Consider the following 20,993-nt stretch of genomic DNA (forward strand, 5'->3'; position numbering starts at 1 on the left):
GGGGTTGCGAATCTTGATCCTTCCGTTTAGAAGCACGGCAACTTCGCCATGGCTTGTCTTCCGACGTGTAAGGAGCAGGCCCGCCGCGGAACGCCGCCAGCAAGTGCAGGGGCGTCGAGTGGCAACGATGTCTGGGGGCGCTTCCGCCCTCGCCACACGGGACAACCACCCTTTGTTATCCAAACCTCAGGCGCGCGCCGATTGGCGTGCGTTGACCAGTGCTGTGCTGCTGGGTTCAGGCGTCGGCCTGGGCCTCGGCGCGGCCTATCTGGTCGGCGGGATGGCGCGCGCCACCACCGACCACCAACGCACCGCCCGCCTTGCCGAGGCCGCCGCCGGCGGCTTCTCGGAGTCTGTTCTTCAACGCGAAGCCGCCGACATGGATCCTGGGATCCTTCGTGTCGCGCGCCGTCACGACCCCTTCACCGTGGCCGGCGACGCCGAGCGCGACCGCCAATCGGCCATCTTCGCCGCCCGCTTGGAAAAGCGCGACCGCAACCCGGCTTCGGCCGTCGTCCTGCGCGCCGCCTTCGCCGGCCCCCTGGTCCCGTCGGTCACGCCTTTCCGGATGGCCGGCATGCTGGAAAGCTCGCGTGAGTTGGAGTGCCTGACCCAGGCCGTCTATTTCGAGGCCCGTGGCGAAACCGCCGTCGGCCAGCAGGCCGTGGCCCAGGTGGTCCTGAACCGCGTGCGCCATCCGGCCTATCCCAAGAGCGTCTGCGGCGTGGTCTTCCAGGGCGCGGCGCGGGCTCGGGGCTGCCAGTTCAGCTTCGCCTGCGACGGCTCCATGCGCCGGGGCCGCGAGACCATCGCCTGGAACCGCGCCAAGCAGGTCGCCGGACGCGCCCTGTCCGGGGCCGTCATGGCCTCGGTGGGCGACGCCACCAATTTCCACACCACCGGCGTCTCTCCCAACTGGGGTCCGCGTATGGTCCGTGTGGCTCAGGTGGGGATGCATGTCTTCTACCGCTTCGGCCGCGGCGCGCAGCCGGCGACCTATGTCGCCGACAGCCGGGCCGGTCATCATGAGCCGACCACCGGTGAAACCGTCTATGCCAGCCTGACGCCGATGCCGGCCCAGCCCGCCGCCCCGTCGGCGGACTTCCGTCTATCCTCGGCCGTGCTGACCTCAGGGCCGGAGATCGTCGCTCACAAGGTGGTTGAGACCGCCGACGTCCCGGCCTCCGCCGAGGCCAAGGTCCCCGCCGAGCCCAAGGCCGAGACGCCCAAGGCCAAGCTGACTCCCGTCAGCCAGACCCGATCCACCGAACTGGCCCCCAAGCCCGCCACCGGCGCGGCCTCCTGACCCCATTGCCCCTTGCGGGGCGGCGCGACGCACGTTGAAGGTCTTCCCTCGCCAAGCGAGGGAAGACGCCGATGCATGCCGGGGATCACAACGCCCAACTGGCCCAGGCCCTGCTGGGATGCAGTTACGACGAGCTGACTCCGGTCCAGCGCAGCGTCATCGACCTGATCGCCACCGAGGCGCCCAGCGGCCTCAACCCCCAGCTCATCAGCGACGATCGCACCTTCTGGCAGCGCTTGGCCGACACCATCGCCGCGGTCGGCGGGTCCTGGCGTTTCATCTTCAGTTTCCTGGGGGTGCTGGTGGCGTGGGTGAGCTGGAACGCCCTGACCGGGAGCCTGGCCTTCGACCCCTATCCCTTCATCTTCCTCAACCTGGTGATGTCGATGATCGCGGCCCTGCAGGCGCCGGTGATCATGATGAGCCAGAACCGGGCCGCGGCCCGTGACCGGGCGAACGCCGAGCACGACTACGTGGTCAACCTGCGGTCCGAGCTGGAGATCATGCACCTGCATGACAAGCTGGACGCCCTGCGCAGCGATGAGCTGGTCAAGCTGGTGACCGCCCAGGCCGAGACCCTGGACCTGCTCAAGACCCAGATGGCGGCTCTGGCCGCCAGGTCCTAGATCACGGTGCGTTCAGACGGAATCGTCTGAACGTTGAATCGTGATCTAATTTCAAGGTTATAGAGCCGGATTCAGGCTTCGAGAGAAGCCATCCGGCTCTAGGCCCGCGCCGCCCGCCGCAGGGCCTGGGGCGGCTGGCCGAAGGCGCGCAGGAAGGCCCGGCGCATCCGCTCCGGGTCGCCGAACCCTACCATTTCCGCCACCCGGTCGATGGGGTCGCTTGAGGCCTCAATCCGCTGGCGGGCGGTCTCCAGGCGCAGACGCTCCACGGCCTTGGCGGGCGTCATGCCGGTCTCGGCGGCGAAGGCGCGGGCGAAGTGGCGGGGGCTCATGGCCGCCCGGTCGGCCAGCTGGTCGACGGTGAGCGCCTGGTCCAGGTTCTCGCGCATCCAGTCCAGCAGGCTGGCGAACCGCCCGCCCTGGCCGCCCATCTCGATCAGGGCCGAGAACTGCGACTGGCCGCCGGGCCTGCGGTGATAGACCACCAGGGTCTGGGCGGTCTGGCGCGCCACCTCCTCCCCCAGATCCTCGGCGATCAGCGCCAACGACAGGTCGATCCCCGCCGTGATCCCCGCCGACGTCCAGATCGGGCCCTCGCGGACGAAGATGCGGTCGGCCTCGACCCGGATCTTGGGATAGCGTTTCTGCAGCTCGGCGCTGCGGGCCCAGTGGGTGGTGGCGCGCCGGCCGTCCAGCAATCCGGCCTCGGCCAGCAGATAGGCGCCGGTGCAGACGCTGGCGGTGCGCCGCGCCTGGGCGGCGACCCGCTGGATATAGGCCTTGAGGCCCGGATGCTTCGACGCCGCGCTCGCCCCGATCCCGCCCGAGATCACCAGGGTGTCGAGGTCCTCATCGAAGGCCTCGGCGCCCATGCCGGCGCCGGCCGAACTCATCACCTGGCCCGGTTCCGCGGCGATCACCTTCAGGCTGTAGGCGCCGGGGACATAACGCCCCGCGATCTCGAACGCCCCCAGCGGCCCGGCCGCGTCCAGCAGCTGGAAGTCGGGAAAGATCAGGAAGCCAACACGGCGGGTCATGGCTGAATTTGAGGTAAGATTGTCATTTCGGACGCACGCTAGGCCTGACACCCTGATGTCGTCAACTTTCAGGGAACCGCCGCCATGTCCGATCTCGTCATCGTCTTCCCGCTCTATCCGGGTGTCACCCACCTCGACTTCACCGGCCCGCAGCAGGTGATGTGCCGCATCCCGGGTGCGAAGATCATCGTCGCCTCCATGGGCGGCGCCGACATCGAGGCCGACGGCCTGACCTTCACCAACCTGGCCGACCTGGCCGAGGTCCAGGCCTGCGACGTGATCTGTGTGCCCGGTGGCTTCGGCACCAGCGCGGCCATGCTGGACGAGGCCTTCATGGCCCACATCAAGCGGCTGGCGGGCGGCGCGAAGTACCTCACCAGCGTCTGCACCGGCTCGCTGATCCTGGCGGCCACGGGGATGCTCAAGGGCAAGCGGGCCACCTGCCACTGGGCCTGGAAGGATCAGCTGAAGCCCTTCGGCGTCATCGTCACCGAGGGCCGGGTGGTCCGCGACGGCAACATCATCACCGGGGGCGGGGTGACCGCGGGCCTGGACTTCGCCTTCACCATGGTGGCTGAGCTGGCCGGTGACGCGCTCGCTCAGTCGCTGCAGCTGGGTCTGGAATACTCGCCCGCACCGCCGTTCAACTCCGGCACGCCGGAGACCGCCCCGCCGGAGATCCTGGCGGCGGTGACGGCGATGATGGCCGGCGCGATGGGCGACCGCCAGGAGGCGGCCGAGGAAGCCGCCCGCCGGCTGGAAGCCGTCTAAGGGTTGGGCCGCGCTGACGTCCACCTCCCGGCTAGGCCGGGGTGGACGGCGTGCAACGCCGGAAGGGTTGGGCTTGGCGCGGAGGGAGCGCCTAGTCGGCGATGTGGATCAGCATCTTGCCGTTGTTCTTGCCTTCGAAGAGGCCGATCAGCCCCTCGGGCGCGCGCTCGAAGCCATCCAGGATGGTCTCCTGGTACTTGATCTGGCCCGACTTGAGCCAGCCGGTCATGTCGGCCAGGAAGTCGGCGTTCAGGTGCGGGAAGTCGCCGGCCACGAAGCCTTCCATGCGGATGCGGCCATAGATCAGCGAGAACAGGTTCTTCACCCCTTCGCCGTCGCCGTTATAGGTCGAGATCATGCCGCAGACCGGGATGCGGCCGCGCAGGTTCATGCGGGGCAGGGCGGCGTCCAGGTGCGCGCCGCCGACATTCTCGAAATAGACGTCGATGCCGTTGGGCGTGGCGGCCTTCAGGGCCTCGGCCAGGTTCTCTGTCTTGTAGTTGATCACCGCGTCGATCCCGACCTCGTCCTTCAGCCAGGCGGCCTTCTCGTCGGTCCCGGTGGAGCCGACCACGTAGCAGCCCTTGATCTTGGCGATCTGGGCCACGACCGAGCCGACAGCGCCGCCGGCGGTGGAGACGAAGACCTGCTCGCCATCCTTGAGCGCGCCCGTCCCCAGCAGGCCGCCATAGGCGGTGACGCCGGTGCCGCCCAGGGCGTGCATGTAGACACTCAGCGGCAGCTCAGGGTCTCGGTTCAGAACCGAGACGCCGCGGCCGTCGGAGACGAAGGTCTCGCGGAAGCCCGCGCTGTGACGGACCAGGTCGCCTTCCTTGAACTTGGGATTCTTCGACTGGGTCACCCGGCCGATGCCGCCGCCCAGCAGGGGGGCGTCCAGGGCCTGATCGGCGTCGAGGCGCGGGCGCATGTAGGGGTCCACCGACATCAGCAGGGCCGTGACCTGAATCTCGCCCTCGGCGGCGTCGGCGACCTGCGCCTCCACCAGGGCGAAGTCCTCAAGCACCGGCTTGCCCTTGGGGCGGCGGACGAGGTGGATCTGGCGGGCGGTGGTCATGGGAAACTCCCTGGGCCGACTGGAATGAATTCAAACAATCGTTTGGAGGTAACCCCGCAAGGAGCCCGGGTCACGCCAGAAAAACTCCACACGTCATCCCGGCCGTAGCGAAGCGAAGAGCCGGGACCCAGGGGCCGAGCGCTCCGCCCCTGGGTCCCGGATCGGCCTGACGGCCGTCCGGGATGACGTGAAGTGGGAAGCTCAGGCCCGGCGTACTCGCCGCCGCTCTCATGGGCGCCGCGTTTCGCGTCCGCCTCAGACCGCGTCGAGGCCGATGTCGAGCACCGGGGCCGAGTGGGTCAGGGCGCCGACGCTGATCACCGCCACGCCGCTTTGCGCGATGGCGCGCACGGTCTGGAGGTTCACACCGCCCGAGGCCTCCAGCACCACCTTGCCGCCGGCCAGGGTCACGGCCTTCCGCAGGTCGTCGGGGCTGAAGTTGTCCAGCATGATGACGTCCGCCCCGTGGGGTAGGGCCTCGGCGAGTTGTTCCAGGCTGTCGACCTCCAGCTCCACCTTGGTCAGGTGGCCGGCGAAGGCTCGCGCGCGCTTCAGCGCATTGGCGACCCCGCCACAGGCGGCGACATGGTTGTCCTTGATCAGGATGGCGTCATCCAGGCCGAAGCGGTGGTTGACCCCGCCGCCGCAGCGCACGGCGTATTTCTCCAGGTGGCGCAGGCCCGGCGTGGTCTTGCGGGTGTCGACGATGCGGGCGGCGGTGCCCTGCGTCTGGTCCACATAGGCCCGCGTCAGGGTGGCGACCCCGGAGAGGCGGCCCATCAGGTTCAGAGCCGTGCGCTCGGCCGACAGAATGGCGCGCGCATTGCCGGTGACCTTGGCCAGGACCGCGCCGGCCTCGACGCTGTCGCCATCGGCCACCATCGCCTCGAAGCTGGCCTTGGGGTCCAGGGCCAGGATCGCCAGCCGCGCGCAGGCCAGGCCCGCCACCACGCCGCTCTGACGGGTGGCGAAGACCACGCTCATCTGCGCGTCGGCGTCGATACAGGCCTGGGCCGTGACGTCGCCCGCCCGGCCGAGGTCTTCGGCCAGGGCGGCGCGCACAGTGGAGTCGATCAGCAGGTCGGGGAGGGGCTGGATCATTCGGCCGCGAAACTGAGAGGGTCATCCGACTTGAGGTCGGCGAAGGTGACGAAGGTCCGCTTGGGCGGCAGGGGCTCGGGGAAGTCGGAGCGGTAGTGGCCGCCGCGGCTTTCCCTGCGGTCCAGGGCGCACTGGGCCACCAGGCGCGCGGCCACCAGGGGGCCGGCGCGGCCGTGAGCCGCCTCGAAGCGATCGATCTCGGAGAGCAGGTTGGTCAGGCCCGGGGCGTCGCGGACCACGCCGGCGTCCCGGCTCATGCCGATCCTCAGGGCCGCCAGCGCCTCGGCGGGCAGGTCCGGGGTCAGGATGCGGCGCAGGGGGCCGGACGGGGCCTCGCGCTGTTCGCGGGCGGCCTTGCCGGCGCGGGTCCCGAAGACGGCGGCCTCCAGCAGGGAGTTGGACGCCAGGCGGTTGCCGCCGTGCACCCCGGTCGACGCGCACTCACCGGCGGCGAACAGGCCCTCCAGCGAGGTCGCGCCGTTGGCGTCGGTGACGATGCCGCCCATGTGGTAGTGGCAGGCCGGCGCCACCGGGATCGGCTGCACCCGCGGATCGACCCCGCCCGACAGGCAGGCGGCGAAGACGGCGGGGAACTCCTCGGGGAAGTGGGCGCCCACGGCGGCGCGCGCGTCGAGGAAGGCGCCGCGGCCGGCGGCCAGCTCGGCATGGATGGCGCGGGCCACCACGTCGCGGGGCGCCAGCTCGGCGTCCGGGTGATAGGCGGCCATGAAGAACTCGCCCGCCGCATTGATCAGCCGGGCGCCCTCGCCCCGCAGGGCCTCGGTGGCCAGCGGGGCGGGATCGCGGCCGATGTCGATGGCCGTCGGGTGGAACTGCACGAACTCGGGGTCGGCGATGGTGGCGCCGGCCAGGGCCGCGAGCGCCAGGCCCTCGCCCTGCAGTTCGGGGGGTGTGGTGGTGACGCCATAGAGGCCGCCGATGCCGCCGGTGGCGAACAGGGTGGCCGGCGCGGTGATCTCGATGAGGCGCCCGGCCTGCTCGGCCACCACCCCGCGCACCCGTCCGCCGACATCGTGCAGCACCCCGCGCAGGCGCATGCCGGCCCGGACCTCTATGTGCCGTGAAGAAAGAGCGGTCTGGACCACCGCCTCCATGATCGCGCGGCCGGCCTGGTCACCCTTCACCCGGGCCACGCGGCTGCGGGAGTGGGCGGCCTCCAGGCTGGTGGCGAAGGCGCCGGTCGCGTCCCGGTCGAAAGGCGCGCCGAGATCGGCCAGGTGGCGCACGGCCGCCGGGCCTTCCTTGGCCAGCAGATGGGCCATGGCGACATCCACCAGGCCCGCCCCCGCCGCGATGGTGTCGGCGGCGTGCAGGGCCGGCGCATCATCCGCCGACAGTGCGGCCGCCATCCCGCCCTGCGCCCAGGCCGACGAGCAGCCCTGGTTCAAGGGGGCGCCGGTCAGCAGCAGCACGCTGCGCGGCGCGGCGGCCAGGGCTGCGGACAGCCCCGCCAGCCCGGCGCCGACGATCAGGACGCCGTCATGGTGGATACGGTCGGCCACCTCAGATCAGCTCCACATCCACGTGGTGGCGGGCCTTGACCAGGTCGTAGCGGGCCGGGACCAGGGGCGGCGGCAGGTCGATCATCCGCTGCACCGCCACGCGGGCTCGGGCGGCGATCGCCGGGTCGACGGTGACCTCGTAGCGGTTGTGCACCAGGGCCTCGTAGATGTTCTCCAGGGTGATCCGCTTCATGTGCGGGCACAGGTTGCAGGGGCGCACGAACTCGGTGTCGATGGCGTCCACGGCGACGTTGTCGGCCATCGAGCATTCGGTGATCAGCACCACCTGCTTGGGCTTCCGCGTCAGGACATAGTCGTTCATCGCCGCCGTCGAGCCGGCGAAGTCGGAGACCTCCAGCACCTCGGCCGGGCATTCCGGGTGGGCCAGGATCTCGGCGTTCGGATAGGCGGCCTTGAGCTCCAGGATGTCGGCGGCGGTGAAGCGCTCATGCACCTCGCAGCGGCCCTGCCAGGCGATGATCTTGATGTCGGTCTGACGGGCGACGTTGCGGGCCAGGAACTCGTCGGGGATCAGGATCACCCGGTCGACGCCCCACTCACGCGCCACATGCTCCACCACCTGCACGGCGTTGGCGCTGGTGCAGCAGACGTCGGTCTCGGCCTTCACGTCGGCGGTGGTGTTGACATAGGTGACCACCGGCAGGCCCGGATAGCGCTGCTTGATCAGCCGCACATCGGCGCCGGTGATCGAGGACGCCAGGCTGCAGCCGGCCCGCAGGTCGGGGATCAGCACGGTCTTCTCAGGCGACAGGATCTTCGAGGTCTCGGCCATGAAGTGCACGCCGGCCTGGACGATGATCTTGGCGTCCGACTTGGCGGCTTCCTTGGCCAGGCCCAGGCTGTCGCCGACATAGTCGCCGACCCCGTGGAAAATGTCCGGCGTCATGTAGTTGTGGGCCAGGATCACCGCGTTCTTCTCGCGCTTGAGGCGATTGATCTCGGCGATCAGCGGGGCCTGTAGCCGCCACTCCATGGGCGTGATGTGGCCCTTCACCTTTTCCCAGAGGGGCAGGGTGGCCTTGTCGACCTCAGGCGTGAACGCGAATTGGAACCCGTCGGCCACTTGGCCCTCCTTATGCTCACAATGAGCATTTCTTCCGCCTCAAAAAACGCCGGAGAACACTTTCGGCTCCCTCGGCGCGGTGGATATGCTCAATTGGAGCAAAACCCGTTAACAGACATATAGCCCCGCGTTCGCGCCTCGGCAAGGGGATCTTCAGCCTGACGTTGCGACAGGGGCGGGGCTCGCCATCACATCGAGGATGGCCTGCGCCAGGTCGTCGGCGGCGTAGGGCTTGCGCAGCAGGGGCCAGGGCGCGCCGTCGGCGCTGGCCAGGGCCTCGCCCGTATAGCCCGACGACAGGATCACCGGCAGGCCGGGCCTGGCCTTCACGGCTTCGTGCGCCAAATCGACCCCGGTCTTGGCGCCGGGCATGATCAGGTCGGTGATCAGCAGGTCGAAGGGCTGGCCGGTCTCCATGAACCGCGCAAAGGCCTGCGCCCCGTCGGCGCGGAACACCTGATGGTTCAAATCCTCCAGCATCATCGCCACCAGGTCGCCCACCTCGGTGTCGTCCTCCACCAGCAGGATCCGCAGGGCTGGACCCCGGGCTACGGCGGCGGCCTCAGGCTCGGCCGCCGTCGGCGTGACAGCCGAGCGGGGCAGGTAGAGTCGCACAGAGGCGCCCTTGCCCGGCGCGGAGTCGATGGACACCCCGCCGCCGCTCTGGCGGGCGAAGCCGTAGACCTGCGAGAGGCCCAGGCCCGTGCCCTTGCCGATCTCCTTGGTGGTGAAGAAGGGGTCGAACACCCGGGCGACGGTGGCCTCGTCCATGCCGACACCGGTATCGTGCACCACGACGCGGACGTAGGGGCCTGCCGGAATCTCCGCCACCTCCCCCTCGGCCAGCTCGCAGACGCCGGTCTCCAGCCGGATCGAGCCGCCGCTGGCCACGGCGTCGCGGGCGTTGACCACTAGGTTCATCACCGCGGCCTCGAACTGGGTGGTGTCGATCATCGCCACGGCGCCTGGCGCGGCGGGGGCCACCGTTAGGCTGACCGCCTCGCCCACCGCGCGGCGCAGCAGCGGCTCGGCGTCGGCCAGCAGCTCATCGATGACGATGGCCTCGGGCGTCAGGGCCTGGCGGCGCGAGAAGGCCAGCAGCTGGCCGGTCAGGCGCTCGCCGCGGCGGGCCGCCCCCAGGGCCGCCTCGATCATCCGCTCGCGGCGCTCGGCGTCGGCGGGATGGCGCTGGATCAGGTCCAGGGCGCCGATGATCACCGTCAGCAGGTTGTTGAAATCGTGGGCCACGCCGCCGGTGAGCTGGCCCACCGCCTCCAGCTTCTGGGCGTGGCGCAGGGCGGCCTCGGCCTCGTCGCGCTCGGCCAGCGCGGCCTGGACGGTGTCGGCCAGCAGGTCGTTGATATGCTTGAGGTCGGCCTGGGCCTGCTTGGCGTCGGTGACGTCGAAGGCGATGCCGATGAAGCCGATGAAGTCGCCCTCGGGCCCATAGCGCGGCTGCGAGAAGGAGCGGATCCACCGCCAGGCGCCGTCGGTCGTGCTGTAGCGGGCCTCCAGGGTGAAGAGCTGGCGCGAGGCCTCGCCGGCCACCTGCTCGGTCATGATCCGCGCCACATCGTCGGCATGCAGCCGCTTGCGCCAGTCGAAATGCAGGGCCTCGTCGTAGGTCGCGCCCAGGAAGGCGACATAGGCCTGGTTGACGAACTCCCGCTGGCCGTCGGTCTTCGACACCCACAGCAGCACCGGAGCGCTGTCGGCCAGGGCCCGGAACCGCGCCTCGCTCTCGCGCACCTGCTCGAAGGCCATCCGCCGCTCGGTGACGTCGATATTGACCCCCACGGCGCGCACGATCCTCCCGTCGTCGTCCCGCAGCATCTCGCCGCGCGACAGCAGCCAGTGGACCGAGCCGTCGGGCCAGATCACCCGGTACTCGATGGGGTCCATGCGGCCTTCCTTGACCGCGATGATGTTGACCTGGCGGACCTTCTCCCGGTCGTCCGGGTGGACCATGTCCAGCAGGCTGCGGACATTGGCGTCGCGCACCGGGTCGAGGCCGAGGTTGCGGTAGAGGGTCGGCGACCAGACCCCGTCGCCGGTCACCACGTCCCAGTCCCACAGGCCGACGCTGCCGGCGTCCTGGGCCAACCGCAGCCGCCTCTCGCTGCGGTCGAGGGCCGCCTGGGTGTCGTCCTGCGCTCGGCGGGCTTCGGCCAGCCGCAGCAGGGTTTCACGCAGGGCCCCGGCCACCAGGACCGTGGCCGCGCCGGAGGCGGCGAACAGGATATAGATGCCCTGCTCCGACACGCCGATCGGGAAGGCCAGGCGATTGGTCAGGCCCAGGATCATGGAGACGGCCAGGGTCGCCCAGCCCCAGCGGTGGCCGCCATAGAGGCTGGCGACGATATAGGCCGGGAAATAGGTGGCCGAGAGACTGGCGGCGTTGCCCCAGCCCAGCAGCGCGCCGCGGGCCAGGATGGCCACCGCCATCGCCGCGGCGCTGACCGCCAGGGCCTCGAGGAAGGCGGGCGCGCGTTGCGGGATCAGTCGCAGCGGCCACTCGACGGGCGTCATCGCCAAGGATCGGCTCCCGGTGTCCTGACTGTTGGGCGTCGAGCATGGGACCGCTGGCCGTGACGCGCAACCGGGGATAAATGCTGGCCTCCAGGTTGCGCCGGTTGGCCGTACCTTCGCCGCCTTCATGGCTAGACTGGCCGCCCCCAAAACCACCTAAGGACCCGACGCTGAGCCTCAGCCTTCCTCCCCATCGCCGCGCCGGACTGGCCCTGGCCGCGGTCGCGGTCCTGCTGGCCGGGTGCGCGACCTACTACCTGCCGCGCGGGACGGGGCGGTTGCAGGGCATGGCCACGGTCAGCGAGACCCTTTCCGACCAGGGCCTGGCGCGGCTCACCGCCGACATGGACCCGGCCATGCTCGCCCTGGCCCGCCGGCACGATCCGCGCCACGGCGCCGACCTCTGGGGCCGGCCGGAGGGCTGGGCCAGTCTCGATCTCCGCACCCCGCCAGACCTCGGCTTCGGCACGGCGGTGGACGCCCTGGCCGAGGACATCAACGCCCTGCGGCCCTTCTCCCACCTGCCGATCCGGCCGATGAAGCCCTTCAAGCTGGCGACGGACACCCAGGACGGCGGCCGCGCCCTGAAGTGCCTGGCCCAGGCCGTCTACTACGAATCCGCCCGCGAGCCGCAGCTGGGCCAGGAGGCGGTGGCCCAGGTGGTGCTGAACCGGCTGCGGCACCCGGCCTATCCGAAGTCGGTCTGCGGGGTGGTCTATCAGGGGGCCGCGCGGACCACGGGCTGCCAGTTCACCTTCACCTGCGACGGCTCCCTGGCCCGCGCGCCCCAGCCTGATCTCTGGCTGCGGGCCCAGGATGTCGCCCGCCAGGCCCTGAACGGCTTCGTGGCCAAGGGCGTCGGCTCGGCGACCCACTATCACGCCCAGTATGTCGCGCCCTATTGGGCCCCGACCCTGGTGAAGATGAAGCAGATCGGGGCGCACATCTTCTACCGCTGGACCGGTCCCTGGGGCGAGCCGCCGGCCTTCACGGGCCGCTACGCCGGCAGCGAGGCCTATCTGTCGCCCGCCGTCCTGGGGGGCCTGGACCCGCGCACCCAGGGCCTGTTCGACACCGAGCAGATGGAGGTCCCCGAGCCGCGCCGGATCACCCTGGCCCTGGGGGGCGAGGTGCGGACCTATACCGTCGTCGATCCCCTGGCCCTGGGCAGCGACCGCACCCGGGCCATCGGGACCCTGTTCGCCCCGCGCCGCAAGCCGACCCCCGAAGAGATCAAGAAGATCAATGAGTCCCTGGCGGCCATGGAGGCTGCGCCGCCCGCCGCGCCCCCGCCGCCGAACTGACGGCGTTCAGCCGAAGGCGTCCGGATAGGCCACCAGCACCGGCTCGGCCAGCGCCCCGTCCTCGATCGCCAGGGCCATGAAGGCCGGGCTGCCGGAGTAGGGGGCCTTCAGCTTGGCCGCGGCCTCCGGGGTGAACCCGAACTTCGGATAGTAGGCCGGGTGGCCCAGGACGACGACGGCGTGGGTCCCGAACTCACGCGCCGTGTCGAGGGAGGCCTTCACCAGCTTTGAGCCGATCCCGGATTTCTGCAGGTCGGGCCGCACGGCCATGGGGGCCAGCGCCGCATAGAGGTGGACGCTGTCGGCCCACAGCCGGCTGTAGAAGATGTGGCCCACCACCACGCCGTCCTCGTCGGCCACCAGCTCGAAGACCTTGTCGCCATCGGCGCGCAGGCGCTCCACCAGGTCGGCCTCGTCGGGCTTTCCGAAGGCGGCGATGTTGATCTCGCGGATGGCGGCGTGGTCGGCGGGCTTGGCGTGTCGGATCATGCCGCCAGCTTACCGCCTCAGGGCCTCAGGGGTAGCGCCTTGATGGGATGAGGTTGGCGCAAGATCGATTGATCGCGCTTGCGGCGTTCAGCAGAGCTTTTCCTCCCCTGTGCAGCGGAGCGGAACGGGGGAGGAAAAGGGCGGTGGTCGCTTAGCGCCTAGTCCCCGGCCACCCACGACACGTCGGCCCCCAGCGCATTCAGGTTCTCGACGAACTTGGGGTGGGCGCGCTGGATGGGGGTGGCGTTGAGGATGGTGCTTTCGCCCTCGATGCTGGCGGCCAGCATGAACAGCGCGATGGCCACGCGGATGATGTAGGGGCTCTCCACCGCGGCCGGCACCAGGGGCTTGCCGCCGAAGGTGATCAGGCGGTGCGGGTCGCAGAGCAGGGAGTGGGCGCCGAACTTGCCCAGCTCGGACGACCAGCCCAGCGCGCCCTCATAGACCTTGTTCCAGAACATGCACTGGCCCTCGGAGCGCACGCCAAGCGCCACGAAGATCGGCAGCAGGTCGGCCGGCACATAGGGCCAGGGCGCGGCCTCCACCTTCTGCAGGATGTTGGCGGTGAAGGGCTGGCGCACCCGCATGCCGCCGGGGTCGACCTTGGCGCGGCTCCAGCCGTCCTTGTGGGTGATCTCGACGCCGAACTTGGCGAAGGTGCGGTCCAGCAGCGGGAACTGGTCCACCGAGCCGTTCTTCACTGCGATGTCGCCGCCGGTCATGGCGCCCATGGCCAGGAAGGTGGCCACCTCGTGGAAGTCGTCGGCGAAGGTGAACTCCGCCCCCGACAGGCTGTTGACGCCCTCCACCACGATCCGCGAGCCGCCGACGCCTTCAAGCCGGGCGCCCATCATGGCCAGGAAGCTGCAGAACTCCTGCACGTGGGGCTCGCAGGCGGCGTTGGTGATCTGCGAGCGGCCCTTGGCGGTGGCGGCGCAGAGGATGAAGTTCTCGGTGGTGGTGACCGAAGCGTAGTCCAGCCAGTGGTCGGTGGTGGCGAAGCCCTTGGGGGTCTTGATGAAGATCGCCTCGGGCTTGCGGTCGATCTGGGCGCCGAAGCTTTCGAAGACCTCGATGTGCGGGTCGATCTCGCGGACGCCCAGCGTGCAGCCGGTGACATCCTCCTCGATGCTGGCGGCGCCGAACCGGTAGAGCAGAGCCGGGATCAGCATCAGGGTCGAGCGCATGCCCAGCGGCAGGTGCGCGGCCTTGGGGTCCAGCCCCTCGCCATGGCGCAGTTTCAGGGTGCCGGTGGCGTAGTCCATATCGACGGACGAGCCGAGGTTTCCGAAGAAATCCAGGATCTTGCGGACATCGGTTATGTCCGGGACCCGGTGCAGGACGATCGGCTGATCGGTCAGCAGTGTGGCGCACAGAACCGGCAGCACCGCGTTCTTGTTGGCCGAGGGCGTGATGGTTCCGCGCAGGGCGCGTCCGCCTCTCACGATCAGGTTGGTCATGGATAGCAGCCTCGTTGGCTTCGGGCGGAGGTCGTGAAAATCAATCGGCGACGACGGGGTGATGACGAGGTTGGCGGGCCGCCCCAGCCGTTCCTTCTCCCCTTGCGGGAGAAGGTGGCCCTGCGGAGCAGGGTCGGATGAGGGGGCGCGCCGACCTCTCCGGCTAGATCACAAGAGCGCCCGTCGAGGCAAGCGCGACCCCTCATCCGGCGTGCCTACGCACGCCACCTTCTCCCGCAGGGGGAGAAGGGTCGGAGTGGTGTCCGACCCCGGTCTCTGTGGTCCAAGGGCGACCGGCTAATCGCGTCACCAGACGCCGATGCGCTCGGCCTCGTGGTGGCTCATCGGGTGATTGTCCCGAACGTGGTCCTCCTCGGCCAGCAGACGCACGGCCTCCAGCGCGGCCATGCAGCCCATGCCGGCCGCTGTCACCGCCTGGCGGTAGACGTCGTCGGTCACGTCACCGGCCGCGTAGACGCCGGTGATGGCGGTGGCCGCCGTGCCGGGCTTCACGTGCAGATAGCCGGCGGCGTCCATCTCCAGCTGACCCTTGAACAGTTCCGAGGCCGGGGCGTGGCCGATGGCCACGAACACGCCGTCGCAGGCGACCTCGCGGGTCTCGCCGGTCTTGACGTGCTTCAGGCGCACGCCGGTGACCCCCATGGGATCGCTCTGCCCGGTCACCTCGACGACGGAGGAATCCCAGATCACCTCGATCTTGGGGTTGGCGAATAGGCGCTCCTGCAGGATCTTCTCGGCGCGGAACTCGTCCTTGCGGTGGACCACCGTGACCTTGGCCGCGAAATTGGTGAGGAACAGAGCCTCCTCGACGGCGGTGTTGCCGCCGCCCACCACCACCACGTCCTTGCCGCGATAGAAGAACCCGTCGCACGTGGCGCAGGCCGAGACGCCGAAGCCCTGGTATTTCTGCTCGCTCTCCAGCCCCAGCCACTTGGCCTGGGCGCCGGTGGCGATGATCAGGGTCTCGGCCAGCCAGACCTCGCCGCTGTCGGTGGTCAGCCGGAACGGCCGCTGCGACAGGTCGGCGGTCAGCACGATGTCGTTGATGATCTCCGTGCCCACGTGTTCCGCCTGGGCCTGCATCTGCTCCATCAGCCAGGGGCCCTGGATGACGTCGGCGAAGCCCGGATAGTTCTCCACCTCGGTGGTGATGGTCAGCTGGCCGCCGGGTTGGATGCCCTGGATCAGCACGGGCTTGAGCAGGGCGCGGGCGGCGTAGATCGCGGCGGTGTAGCCGGCCGGGCCGGAACCGACGATCAGGCAGCGGGTGGTGCGGGGGGCTTTGGTCTCGGACATAGGGCCTATGTAGGTGAGATTCCGCCTTCGCGCACCCTGGGGGGCGATGATCGGCGTCGCCAGAAATATCCCGGCAACATGACGCAACGACATCTTGGCCAAAATGCCCCCGGGTCGCAGCGGCGCGGGGCGCCATAACGTGACTTGGTTGGACCGCGAAATTCTGGCGAGGTCCGGCCAAATATAAGGAGGAACGCCTAGTGACCGATGTCCCAGTCCAAAGACCGGCCCTGACTTTACCGATCAAGCTGGCCTATGGCTTCGGCACCGTGGCGTTTGGGGTCAAGACCCAGCTCATGGGTCTGCTGCTGCTCTACTACAACCAGATCGTCGGCCTGCCGCCGCACTGGGTCAGCATCGGCCTGGCGGTCACCATCTTCTTCGACGCCCTCTGGGACCCCTTTGTCGGGCAGATTTCCGACAACTGGCGCTCCCGCCTGGGGCGTCGCCACCCCTTCATGTATTTCGCCGCCCTGCCGGCGGCCGTCACCCTGGTGGCCCTGTTCAATCCGCCCCAGGGCTGGTCCGACGGCGCGATCACCGCCTACATGATCATCATGGTCATCGCCGCCAAGGCGACCATCAGCCTCTATGAAGTGCCCGCCACGGCCCTGACGCCCGAGCTGGCGCCCGCCTATCACGACCGCACCCAGCTGCTCACCTTCCGCTACTTCTTCGCCATCTTCGCCAGCAGCGCCGCGGCCGTCATGGGCTGGATCGTGTTCCTCAAGGACACGGTCGGTCCCAACGGCGAGAAGATCCGCGGCCAGCTCAATCCGGACGGCTACGGCCCCTACGCCCTGGTGGTGGGCGGCCTGATGATCTTCTCGATCCTGGTGGCCTGCCTGGCGACCCAGAGGTTCATCCCCTTCCTGCACAAGCCGGCCGCGCGCAGCGTCAGCGCCCTGGCCGTGGTGAAGGAGATGCTGGTCACCATGTCCAACCGCAACTTCCTGGTGGTCTCCCTCTCGGCCCTGTTCGTCGGCGTCGGCGCCGGACTCAGCAACGGCCTGAACATCTATTTCCAGACCTACTTCTGGGGCATGGGGTCGGCGAACTTGGCCTTCATCGTCGCCGGGACCATGCTGGGCAGCCTGCTGGCGCTCATCCTGGCGCCCCTGGTGTCGCGCATCTACGGCAAGAAGCGGGCCTGCGCGATCCTGATGGGGCTGGCCCTGGTCACGTCGCTGACCCCCATCAGCCTGCGCCTGCTGGGGATCATCCCGCAGGACATGAACGGCTCCAGCGGCCTGACCGCCATCCTGCTGCTGGACCGCACTCTCTATGGCGCCTTCGCGACGGCCGCGGCGATCCTGACGGCCTCGATGATCGCCGACGTGGTGGAGGAGTCTCAGCTCGCTACCGGCCGCCGGTCGGAGGGGCTGCTGCTCTCGGCCGACAATGTCCTGCAGAAGGTGGCCGGGTCCGTGGCCAGCATCATCCCGGGCTTCCTGCTGCTGTGGGTCGGCATGCCCGACAAGGCCAAGCCCGAGAGCCTCGATCCCTCGATCATGACCAACCTGGCCCTGCTGTACCTGCCGGCCACGGCGCTGTTCGCCCTGATGGCCATCAGCGCCATCATGTTCTACCGCCTCGACCGCGCCGGCCACGAAGCCAACCTCGCCAAGCTGGCCGACGCCGCGGCCCTGGGCGCGGTGGTGGTGGAGACCGAGGGCGGCATCGACGGCTCGGATCTCGCGGTCCCGGGCGCCAAGCCGATTTAGGGCGCGCGCATTTGGTTAACGCCTGCTTCAGGGCGCCGGGCTAGGGTTCGGCGTTCACCCTGCCTGGTCGCTTCATGTCTGACGCCCCCCACATCGAAATCGCCGGCCGCCGGATCGGGGCGGGCTACGAGCCCTACGTGATCTGCGAGCTGTCGGGGAACCACAACGGCAGCCTGGAGCGGGCGCTGGCCATGATCGACGCGGCGGGCGACACCGGCGCCGACGCCATCAAGATCCAGACCTATACCGCCGACACCATCACCATGGATGTCGACCGGCCGGAGTTCAAAATCCACGGCGGGCTGTGGGATGGGCGCAGCCTGTACGAGCTCTACCAGGAAGCCCAGACCCCCTATGAATGGCACGCCGCCCTGTTCGAGCGGGCGGCCAAGCGGGGCGTGACCCTGTTCTCCAGTCCCTTCGACGAGAGTGCGGTGGACCTGCTGGACGGCCTGGGCGCCCCGGCCTTCAAGATCGCCTCCTTCGAGGCCGTGGACCTGCCGCTGATCGCCTATGCGGCGGCCAAGGGCAAACCGCTGATCATCTCCACCGGCATGGCCAATCTGACCGAGATGACCGCCGCCCGCGACACCGCGCTCTCCGCCGGAGCCCCCGGCGTGGTGATGCTCCACTGCGTCTCCAGCTACCCCGCCGCCCTGGAGGACGCCAATGTCCGCACCGTGGCCGACATGGCGACCCGGTTCGCCAGTCCCATCGGGCTCTCCGACCACACCCACGGGACGGCGGCCTCGGTGGCGGCCATCGCGTTGGGCGCCTGCGTGATCGAGAAGCACTTCACCCTGGCCCGCTCCGACGGCGGCCCCGACGCGGCCTTCAGCCTGGAACCCGCGGAGTTCACGGCCCTGGTCCGCGACTGCAAGGACGCCTGGACGGCGCTTGGCCGCGCCCACTACGACCTGCTGGGTTCGGAGACGGCCAACCGTCAGTTCCGCCGCTCGCTCTACATCAGCGCCGACGTGAAGGCCGGCGAGGTCCTGACCCGGGCCAATGTCCGTTCGATCCGGCCCGGAAATGGCCTGCCGCCGGCAGAACTTGCCAAGGTCCTGGGCAAACCTGCGGCCCGCGACCTGAGTCGAGGCGAGCCCCTGGCCTGGGACATGCTAGATTAGATATATCTAAATCCCCCGGCGGGAGAACAACTTCACCCGGCGCCCAAACCTAGGCGGCGATGGCCTCAGCCTGCGCGATCCCCAGGGCCTGGGTCAGCGACCTGGAGATCTCCGACAGCGAGGCGCCCTGGGTCTGGGCCTCCCAGGCGCCGGCGATGAAGTTGGCCCCCTGGTGCTTGGCCAGCGCCGTGTGCAGGCCCGAGCGCTTGCGGGCGGCGTCCAGGGAGTGCTGCGCCCAGCGCGGCTCGACCTGGATGGAGACCGTCTCGTCCAGGTGCAGCGACGCGCCGCCGAAGCCGCCCATCAGCTTGTGGATCTCCCGGCGCAGTTCGCTGTCGGAGATCTCCGACACGCACTCGGCGCTCAGCAGGGCCTGGCCGCGGCACTCATAGAGGTGGACCCGGAACACCGAGCCCTCGGCGGTGAAGTTGCGCACGTGGAAGGGCAGGGGGCCCGCATAGCGGGCCTTGAAGATGTAGCTGGTCAGGCTCTTGGCCAGGCGCTTGGGCGGCTCCAGGCCCAGCGGCGCGAACAGCGGCGCGGGGTCCGCGGCCCAGACCACGATGTCGCCGGCCTCCTGGGCGTTGAACGCCGCCTGGGGCGACAGGAAGGAGGCGGTCTGGATGGTGACGCCTCGCCGCTCCAGGGCGCTCTGGCAGCGCATGAAGAAGGTCTGGAAGCCGTCGGCCGGCAGGCTGGCCGTCTGGTTCTGCAACCGGCCCCACAGGGCGCGGGGAATCCCGTAGAGGGCGTCATAGACCGGGTCGGCCTTCTTTGCGCGGGCCAGGTCGCAGGTGTCGATCTGCGTGGCGTGGACCCGCTTGATGCCCAGCGGGATGGCGGCGCCCGCGTCCACTTCGTCCAGCCAGGAGCCAAGGGCCCACTGGCAATAGCGAGTCAGATGCGCGGCGATATCATGGGGATAGGCGCGGATCCTGTCGGCCAGGCTGTCGCCGGTGACGGGGGCGAGATCCAGCTTGCGGGTGCGCAGGGCCGGGCCCTCGAAGTCGTGGGTGAAGGCCAGGTCGCCGCCAGGGGCGGGGCTGACCGAGCCGTAGCGGTTCTCGAAATCGTCGAAGACCAGGCCGTTGCTTTCCAGCAGGGTCCGGGTCGGATCTCCCTGCGGCCCGAAATAGCGGCGGTCGGCGCGGAGTTCCAGGCCGTGGTCCCGGCGCGGCCAAGCGGTCCCGCCCAGCTGGTCGAAGCGCTCGTGAAGTTCGATGTCGCGGCAGCCGAGGCGGTGAGCCTCGAAAGCCGCCAGGATTCCCGTGAGTCCGCCACCGATGATGCGGACCGTCGGAGCCTTCGAGCCCCGGATTACGTCAAGCTGTCGCATGCGACTGTCTTTACTGAGCGCGTTCGGCGCTCTCCCCGTTTCGCCAAGGCTAAGCTCTCGGGTGCGAAAGGACCGTTAAGGCGGCGGCCTTTGCAGATGAGGCAGGCTGTCACGGGTCGCGATGAGCTTCAGGAAGGCTTCCGCGGCGCGGCCGGCGCCCAGACCGTCGCAGAGGTTGGCGCTGGCCGCCGACAGCCGGGCTCGGAGGCCGGCGTCGGTCAGCAGGCGAACGATAGCCCGGTCCAGCCTGGCGTCCAGGTTGTCCGGGCTGGCGTCGATCACCAGGGCGGCCTCGCGCTCGGACAGGGCGGCCGCCGCTCCATGCTGGTTGGGGGCAAGGACCAGTAGTGCCGACGGCAGGCCCAGGACGCAGCGCTCCCAGATGCTTGACCCTGCGGCCCCGACGGCGATGTCGGCGTTCAGGATCAGGTTGGCCATGTCCTGGCTATCGACATGGAGGGTCATGCGCGGGTCGCGGCTGGCGATCTTGGTGAGGCCCGGCAGGCTGGGGGCGCCGGCGCCCAGCACGACGTCAAGGGCCACGCCGCCCAGCCGCAGCCGCAGACGCTCCACGACCCGGGCGGTGATGCCGCCGACGTCGGTAAGGCCCAGGGTCACCAGCACGCGCCGCACGTCGCCGGTGCGGCGCGAAAGGGCGGCATTGCGCAGGTGAGCGAACTCCGGGCGGACCGGGGCGAACTCCGGCCCCAGCAGCAGCTGAGCCTCGGTGAGCAGGGCGTAGTCGCTAGGTTGGCGGCCGGGGCCGGAGTCCAGCACCAGGTTGGCGGCCAGGGGCCGGTCGGCCAGGTCGTCGATCACCAGGGTGGTGCGGCCCTTGGCCAGGGCCTCGTGATGCTCGCGGGCCAGGCCGTAGTGGTCGAAGACGACGGCGTCGAACCGCACCCCGGTCAGGGCGTCGGCGATGTGGTCGGGATCGAGGCCCGTGGCCTCCTCGCGCACGATCTCCGGGCCGAAGACGTCCAGCAGGGCCGCCACCTCCGGCGTGCAGGCGAAGGCGCAGTCGGCGCCTCGCTCGCCCAGGGCGCGGGCCAGGGTGATGCAGCGCATCACGTGACCACCGCCGACCTCGGGGCCGGCGTTGGCGACGAACAGGATGCGAGGACGGGCGGGAATCATATCGCCTGCATGGAAGGCCGAAAGCTGGGCGGAGGAAAGGTGGC

17 protein-coding genes are annotated in these 20,993 nt (G+C 69.6%); 6 read left to right on the forward strand and 11 right to left on the reverse strand.

Going from position 1 to position 20,993, the window contains the following annotated elements:
• Positions 1 to 223: 223 nt before the first annotated feature.
• Both Q7J39_RS14455 and Q7J39_RS14460 read left to right on the forward strand, forming a co-directional pair.
• Entirely contained in the window at positions 224 to 1,306 is a 1,083-nt protein-coding gene (locus Q7J39_RS14455; RefSeq protein WP_304826367.1) for a cell wall hydrolase, read from the forward strand.
• Positions 1,307 to 1,377: 71 nt separating this feature from the next.
• On the forward strand, positions 1,378 to 1,932 hold the full coding sequence (locus tag Q7J39_RS14460) for a DUF1003 domain-containing protein (RefSeq protein WP_304826370.1): 555 nt from the start codon (positions 1,378 to 1,380) through the stop codon (positions 1,930 to 1,932).
• 98 nt (positions 1,933 to 2,030) lie between these two features.
• Here Q7J39_RS14460 and Q7J39_RS14465 read toward each other — a convergent pair whose 3' ends face one another.
• Positions 2,031 to 2,969: a GlxA family transcriptional regulator gene (locus tag Q7J39_RS14465; protein ID WP_304826372.1), complete on the reverse strand. Its 939-nt coding sequence runs from the start codon at positions 2,967 to 2,969 to the stop codon at positions 2,031 to 2,033.
• Between the two features lie 84 nt (positions 2,970 to 3,053).
• On the opposite strand from Q7J39_RS14465, the gene Q7J39_RS14470 reads away from it, so the two are divergent.
• Positions 3,054 to 3,740, forward strand: coding sequence for a DJ-1/PfpI family protein (locus tag Q7J39_RS14470; RefSeq protein WP_304826375.1), 687 nt, complete (start codon positions 3,054 to 3,056; stop codon positions 3,738 to 3,740).
• 91 nt (positions 3,741 to 3,831) lie between these two features.
• Here Q7J39_RS14470 and Q7J39_RS14475 read toward each other — a convergent pair whose 3' ends face one another.
• From Q7J39_RS14475 to Q7J39_RS14495, 5 genes are all read right to left on the reverse strand, one after another.
• The gene (locus Q7J39_RS14475; RefSeq protein ID WP_304826378.1) at positions 3,832 to 4,815 is read right to left on the reverse strand and encodes an NADP-dependent oxidoreductase; all 984 of its coding nucleotides are present in this window, start codon (positions 4,813 to 4,815) and stop codon (positions 3,832 to 3,834) included.
• Positions 4,816 to 5,070: 255 nt separating this feature from the next.
• A complete protein-coding gene (nadC, locus tag Q7J39_RS14480; RefSeq protein WP_304826381.1) occupies positions 5,071 to 5,916 on the reverse strand; it encodes a carboxylating nicotinate-nucleotide diphosphorylase in 846 nt (281 codons plus the stop codon).
• Positions 5,913 to 7,439 (reverse strand): L-aspartate oxidase, encoded by a 1,527-nt coding sequence (locus tag Q7J39_RS14485; protein ID WP_304826384.1) that lies wholly within the window; start codon positions 7,437 to 7,439, stop codon positions 5,913 to 5,915. The genes nadC and Q7J39_RS14485 overlap by 4 nt, the downstream gene beginning before the upstream one ends.
• A 1-nt stretch (position 7,440) precedes the next feature.
• A complete protein-coding gene (gene nadA / locus Q7J39_RS14490; protein WP_304826387.1) occupies positions 7,441 to 8,523 on the reverse strand; it encodes a quinolinate synthase NadA in 1,083 nt (360 codons plus the stop codon).
• Between the two features lie 153 nt (positions 8,524 to 8,676).
• Positions 8,677 to 11,052 carry a PAS domain-containing sensor histidine kinase gene (locus Q7J39_RS14495; RefSeq protein ID WP_304826620.1) on the reverse strand — a complete coding sequence of 792 codons (2,376 nt, stop codon included), beginning with the start codon at positions 11,050 to 11,052 and terminating at the stop codon, positions 8,677 to 8,679.
• A 287-nt stretch (positions 11,053 to 11,339) separates the two neighbouring features.
• Between Q7J39_RS14495 and Q7J39_RS14500 the strand changes: the two genes are divergently transcribed.
• The gene (locus Q7J39_RS14500) at positions 11,340 to 12,356 is read left to right on the forward strand and encodes a cell wall hydrolase (RefSeq protein ID WP_304826390.1); all 1,017 of its coding nucleotides are present in this window, start codon (positions 11,340 to 11,342) and stop codon (positions 12,354 to 12,356) included.
• 6 nt (positions 12,357 to 12,362) lie between these two features.
• Here the strand turns inward: Q7J39_RS14500 and Q7J39_RS14505 are convergent, their stop codons facing one another.
• The 3 genes from Q7J39_RS14505 to trxB form a co-directional block, all read right to left on the reverse strand.
• Positions 12,363 to 12,845 (reverse strand): GNAT family N-acetyltransferase, encoded by a 483-nt coding sequence (locus Q7J39_RS14505; protein WP_304826392.1) that lies wholly within the window; start codon positions 12,843 to 12,845, stop codon positions 12,363 to 12,365.
• A gap of 158 nt (positions 12,846 to 13,003) precedes the next feature.
• The gene (locus tag Q7J39_RS14510) at positions 13,004 to 14,305 is read right to left on the reverse strand and encodes a UDP-N-acetylglucosamine 1-carboxyvinyltransferase (protein ID WP_304826395.1); all 1,302 of its coding nucleotides are present in this window, start codon (positions 14,303 to 14,305) and stop codon (positions 13,004 to 13,006) included.
• A 306-nt stretch (positions 14,306 to 14,611) separates the two neighbouring features.
• Positions 14,612 to 15,622, reverse strand: a complete 1,011-nt coding sequence (gene trxB / locus Q7J39_RS14515; RefSeq protein ID WP_304826398.1) for a thioredoxin-disulfide reductase — start codon at positions 15,620 to 15,622, stop codon at positions 14,612 to 14,614.
• A 200-nt stretch (positions 15,623 to 15,822) separates the two neighbouring features.
• Here trxB and Q7J39_RS14520 point away from each other — a divergent pair, with 200 nt between their 5' ends.
• Together Q7J39_RS14520 and pseI are read left to right on the forward strand one after the other, a co-directional pair.
• On the forward strand, positions 15,823 to 17,346 hold the full coding sequence (locus Q7J39_RS14520; protein WP_304826401.1) for an MFS transporter: 1,524 nt from the start codon (positions 15,823 to 15,825) through the stop codon (positions 17,344 to 17,346).
• A 74-nt stretch (positions 17,347 to 17,420) separates the two neighbouring features.
• Complete coding sequence (gene pseI / locus Q7J39_RS14525; RefSeq protein ID WP_304826404.1) at positions 17,421 to 18,476, forward strand: pseudaminic acid synthase; 1,056 nt, start codon at positions 17,421 to 17,423, stop codon at positions 18,474 to 18,476.
• 49 nt (positions 18,477 to 18,525) lie between these two features.
• On the opposite strand, the gene Q7J39_RS14530 is transcribed toward pseI, so the two are convergent.
• The gene (locus Q7J39_RS14530) at positions 18,526 to 19,812 is read right to left on the reverse strand and encodes an FAD/NAD(P)-binding protein (RefSeq protein ID WP_304826407.1); all 1,287 of its coding nucleotides are present in this window, start codon (positions 19,810 to 19,812) and stop codon (positions 18,526 to 18,528) included.
• 75 nt (positions 19,813 to 19,887) lie between these two features.
• The gene (gene pseG, locus Q7J39_RS14535; RefSeq protein WP_304826410.1) at positions 19,888 to 20,949 is read right to left on the reverse strand and encodes a UDP-2,4-diacetamido-2,4,6-trideoxy-beta-L-altropyranose hydrolase; all 1,062 of its coding nucleotides are present in this window, start codon (positions 20,947 to 20,949) and stop codon (positions 19,888 to 19,890) included.
• Positions 20,950 to 20,993: the final 44 nt, after the last annotated feature.

It is taken from the genome of Phenylobacterium sp. (assembly GCF_030651185.1).
Taxonomy (GTDB): domain Bacteria; phylum Pseudomonadota; class Alphaproteobacteria; order Caulobacterales; family Caulobacteraceae; genus Phenylobacterium.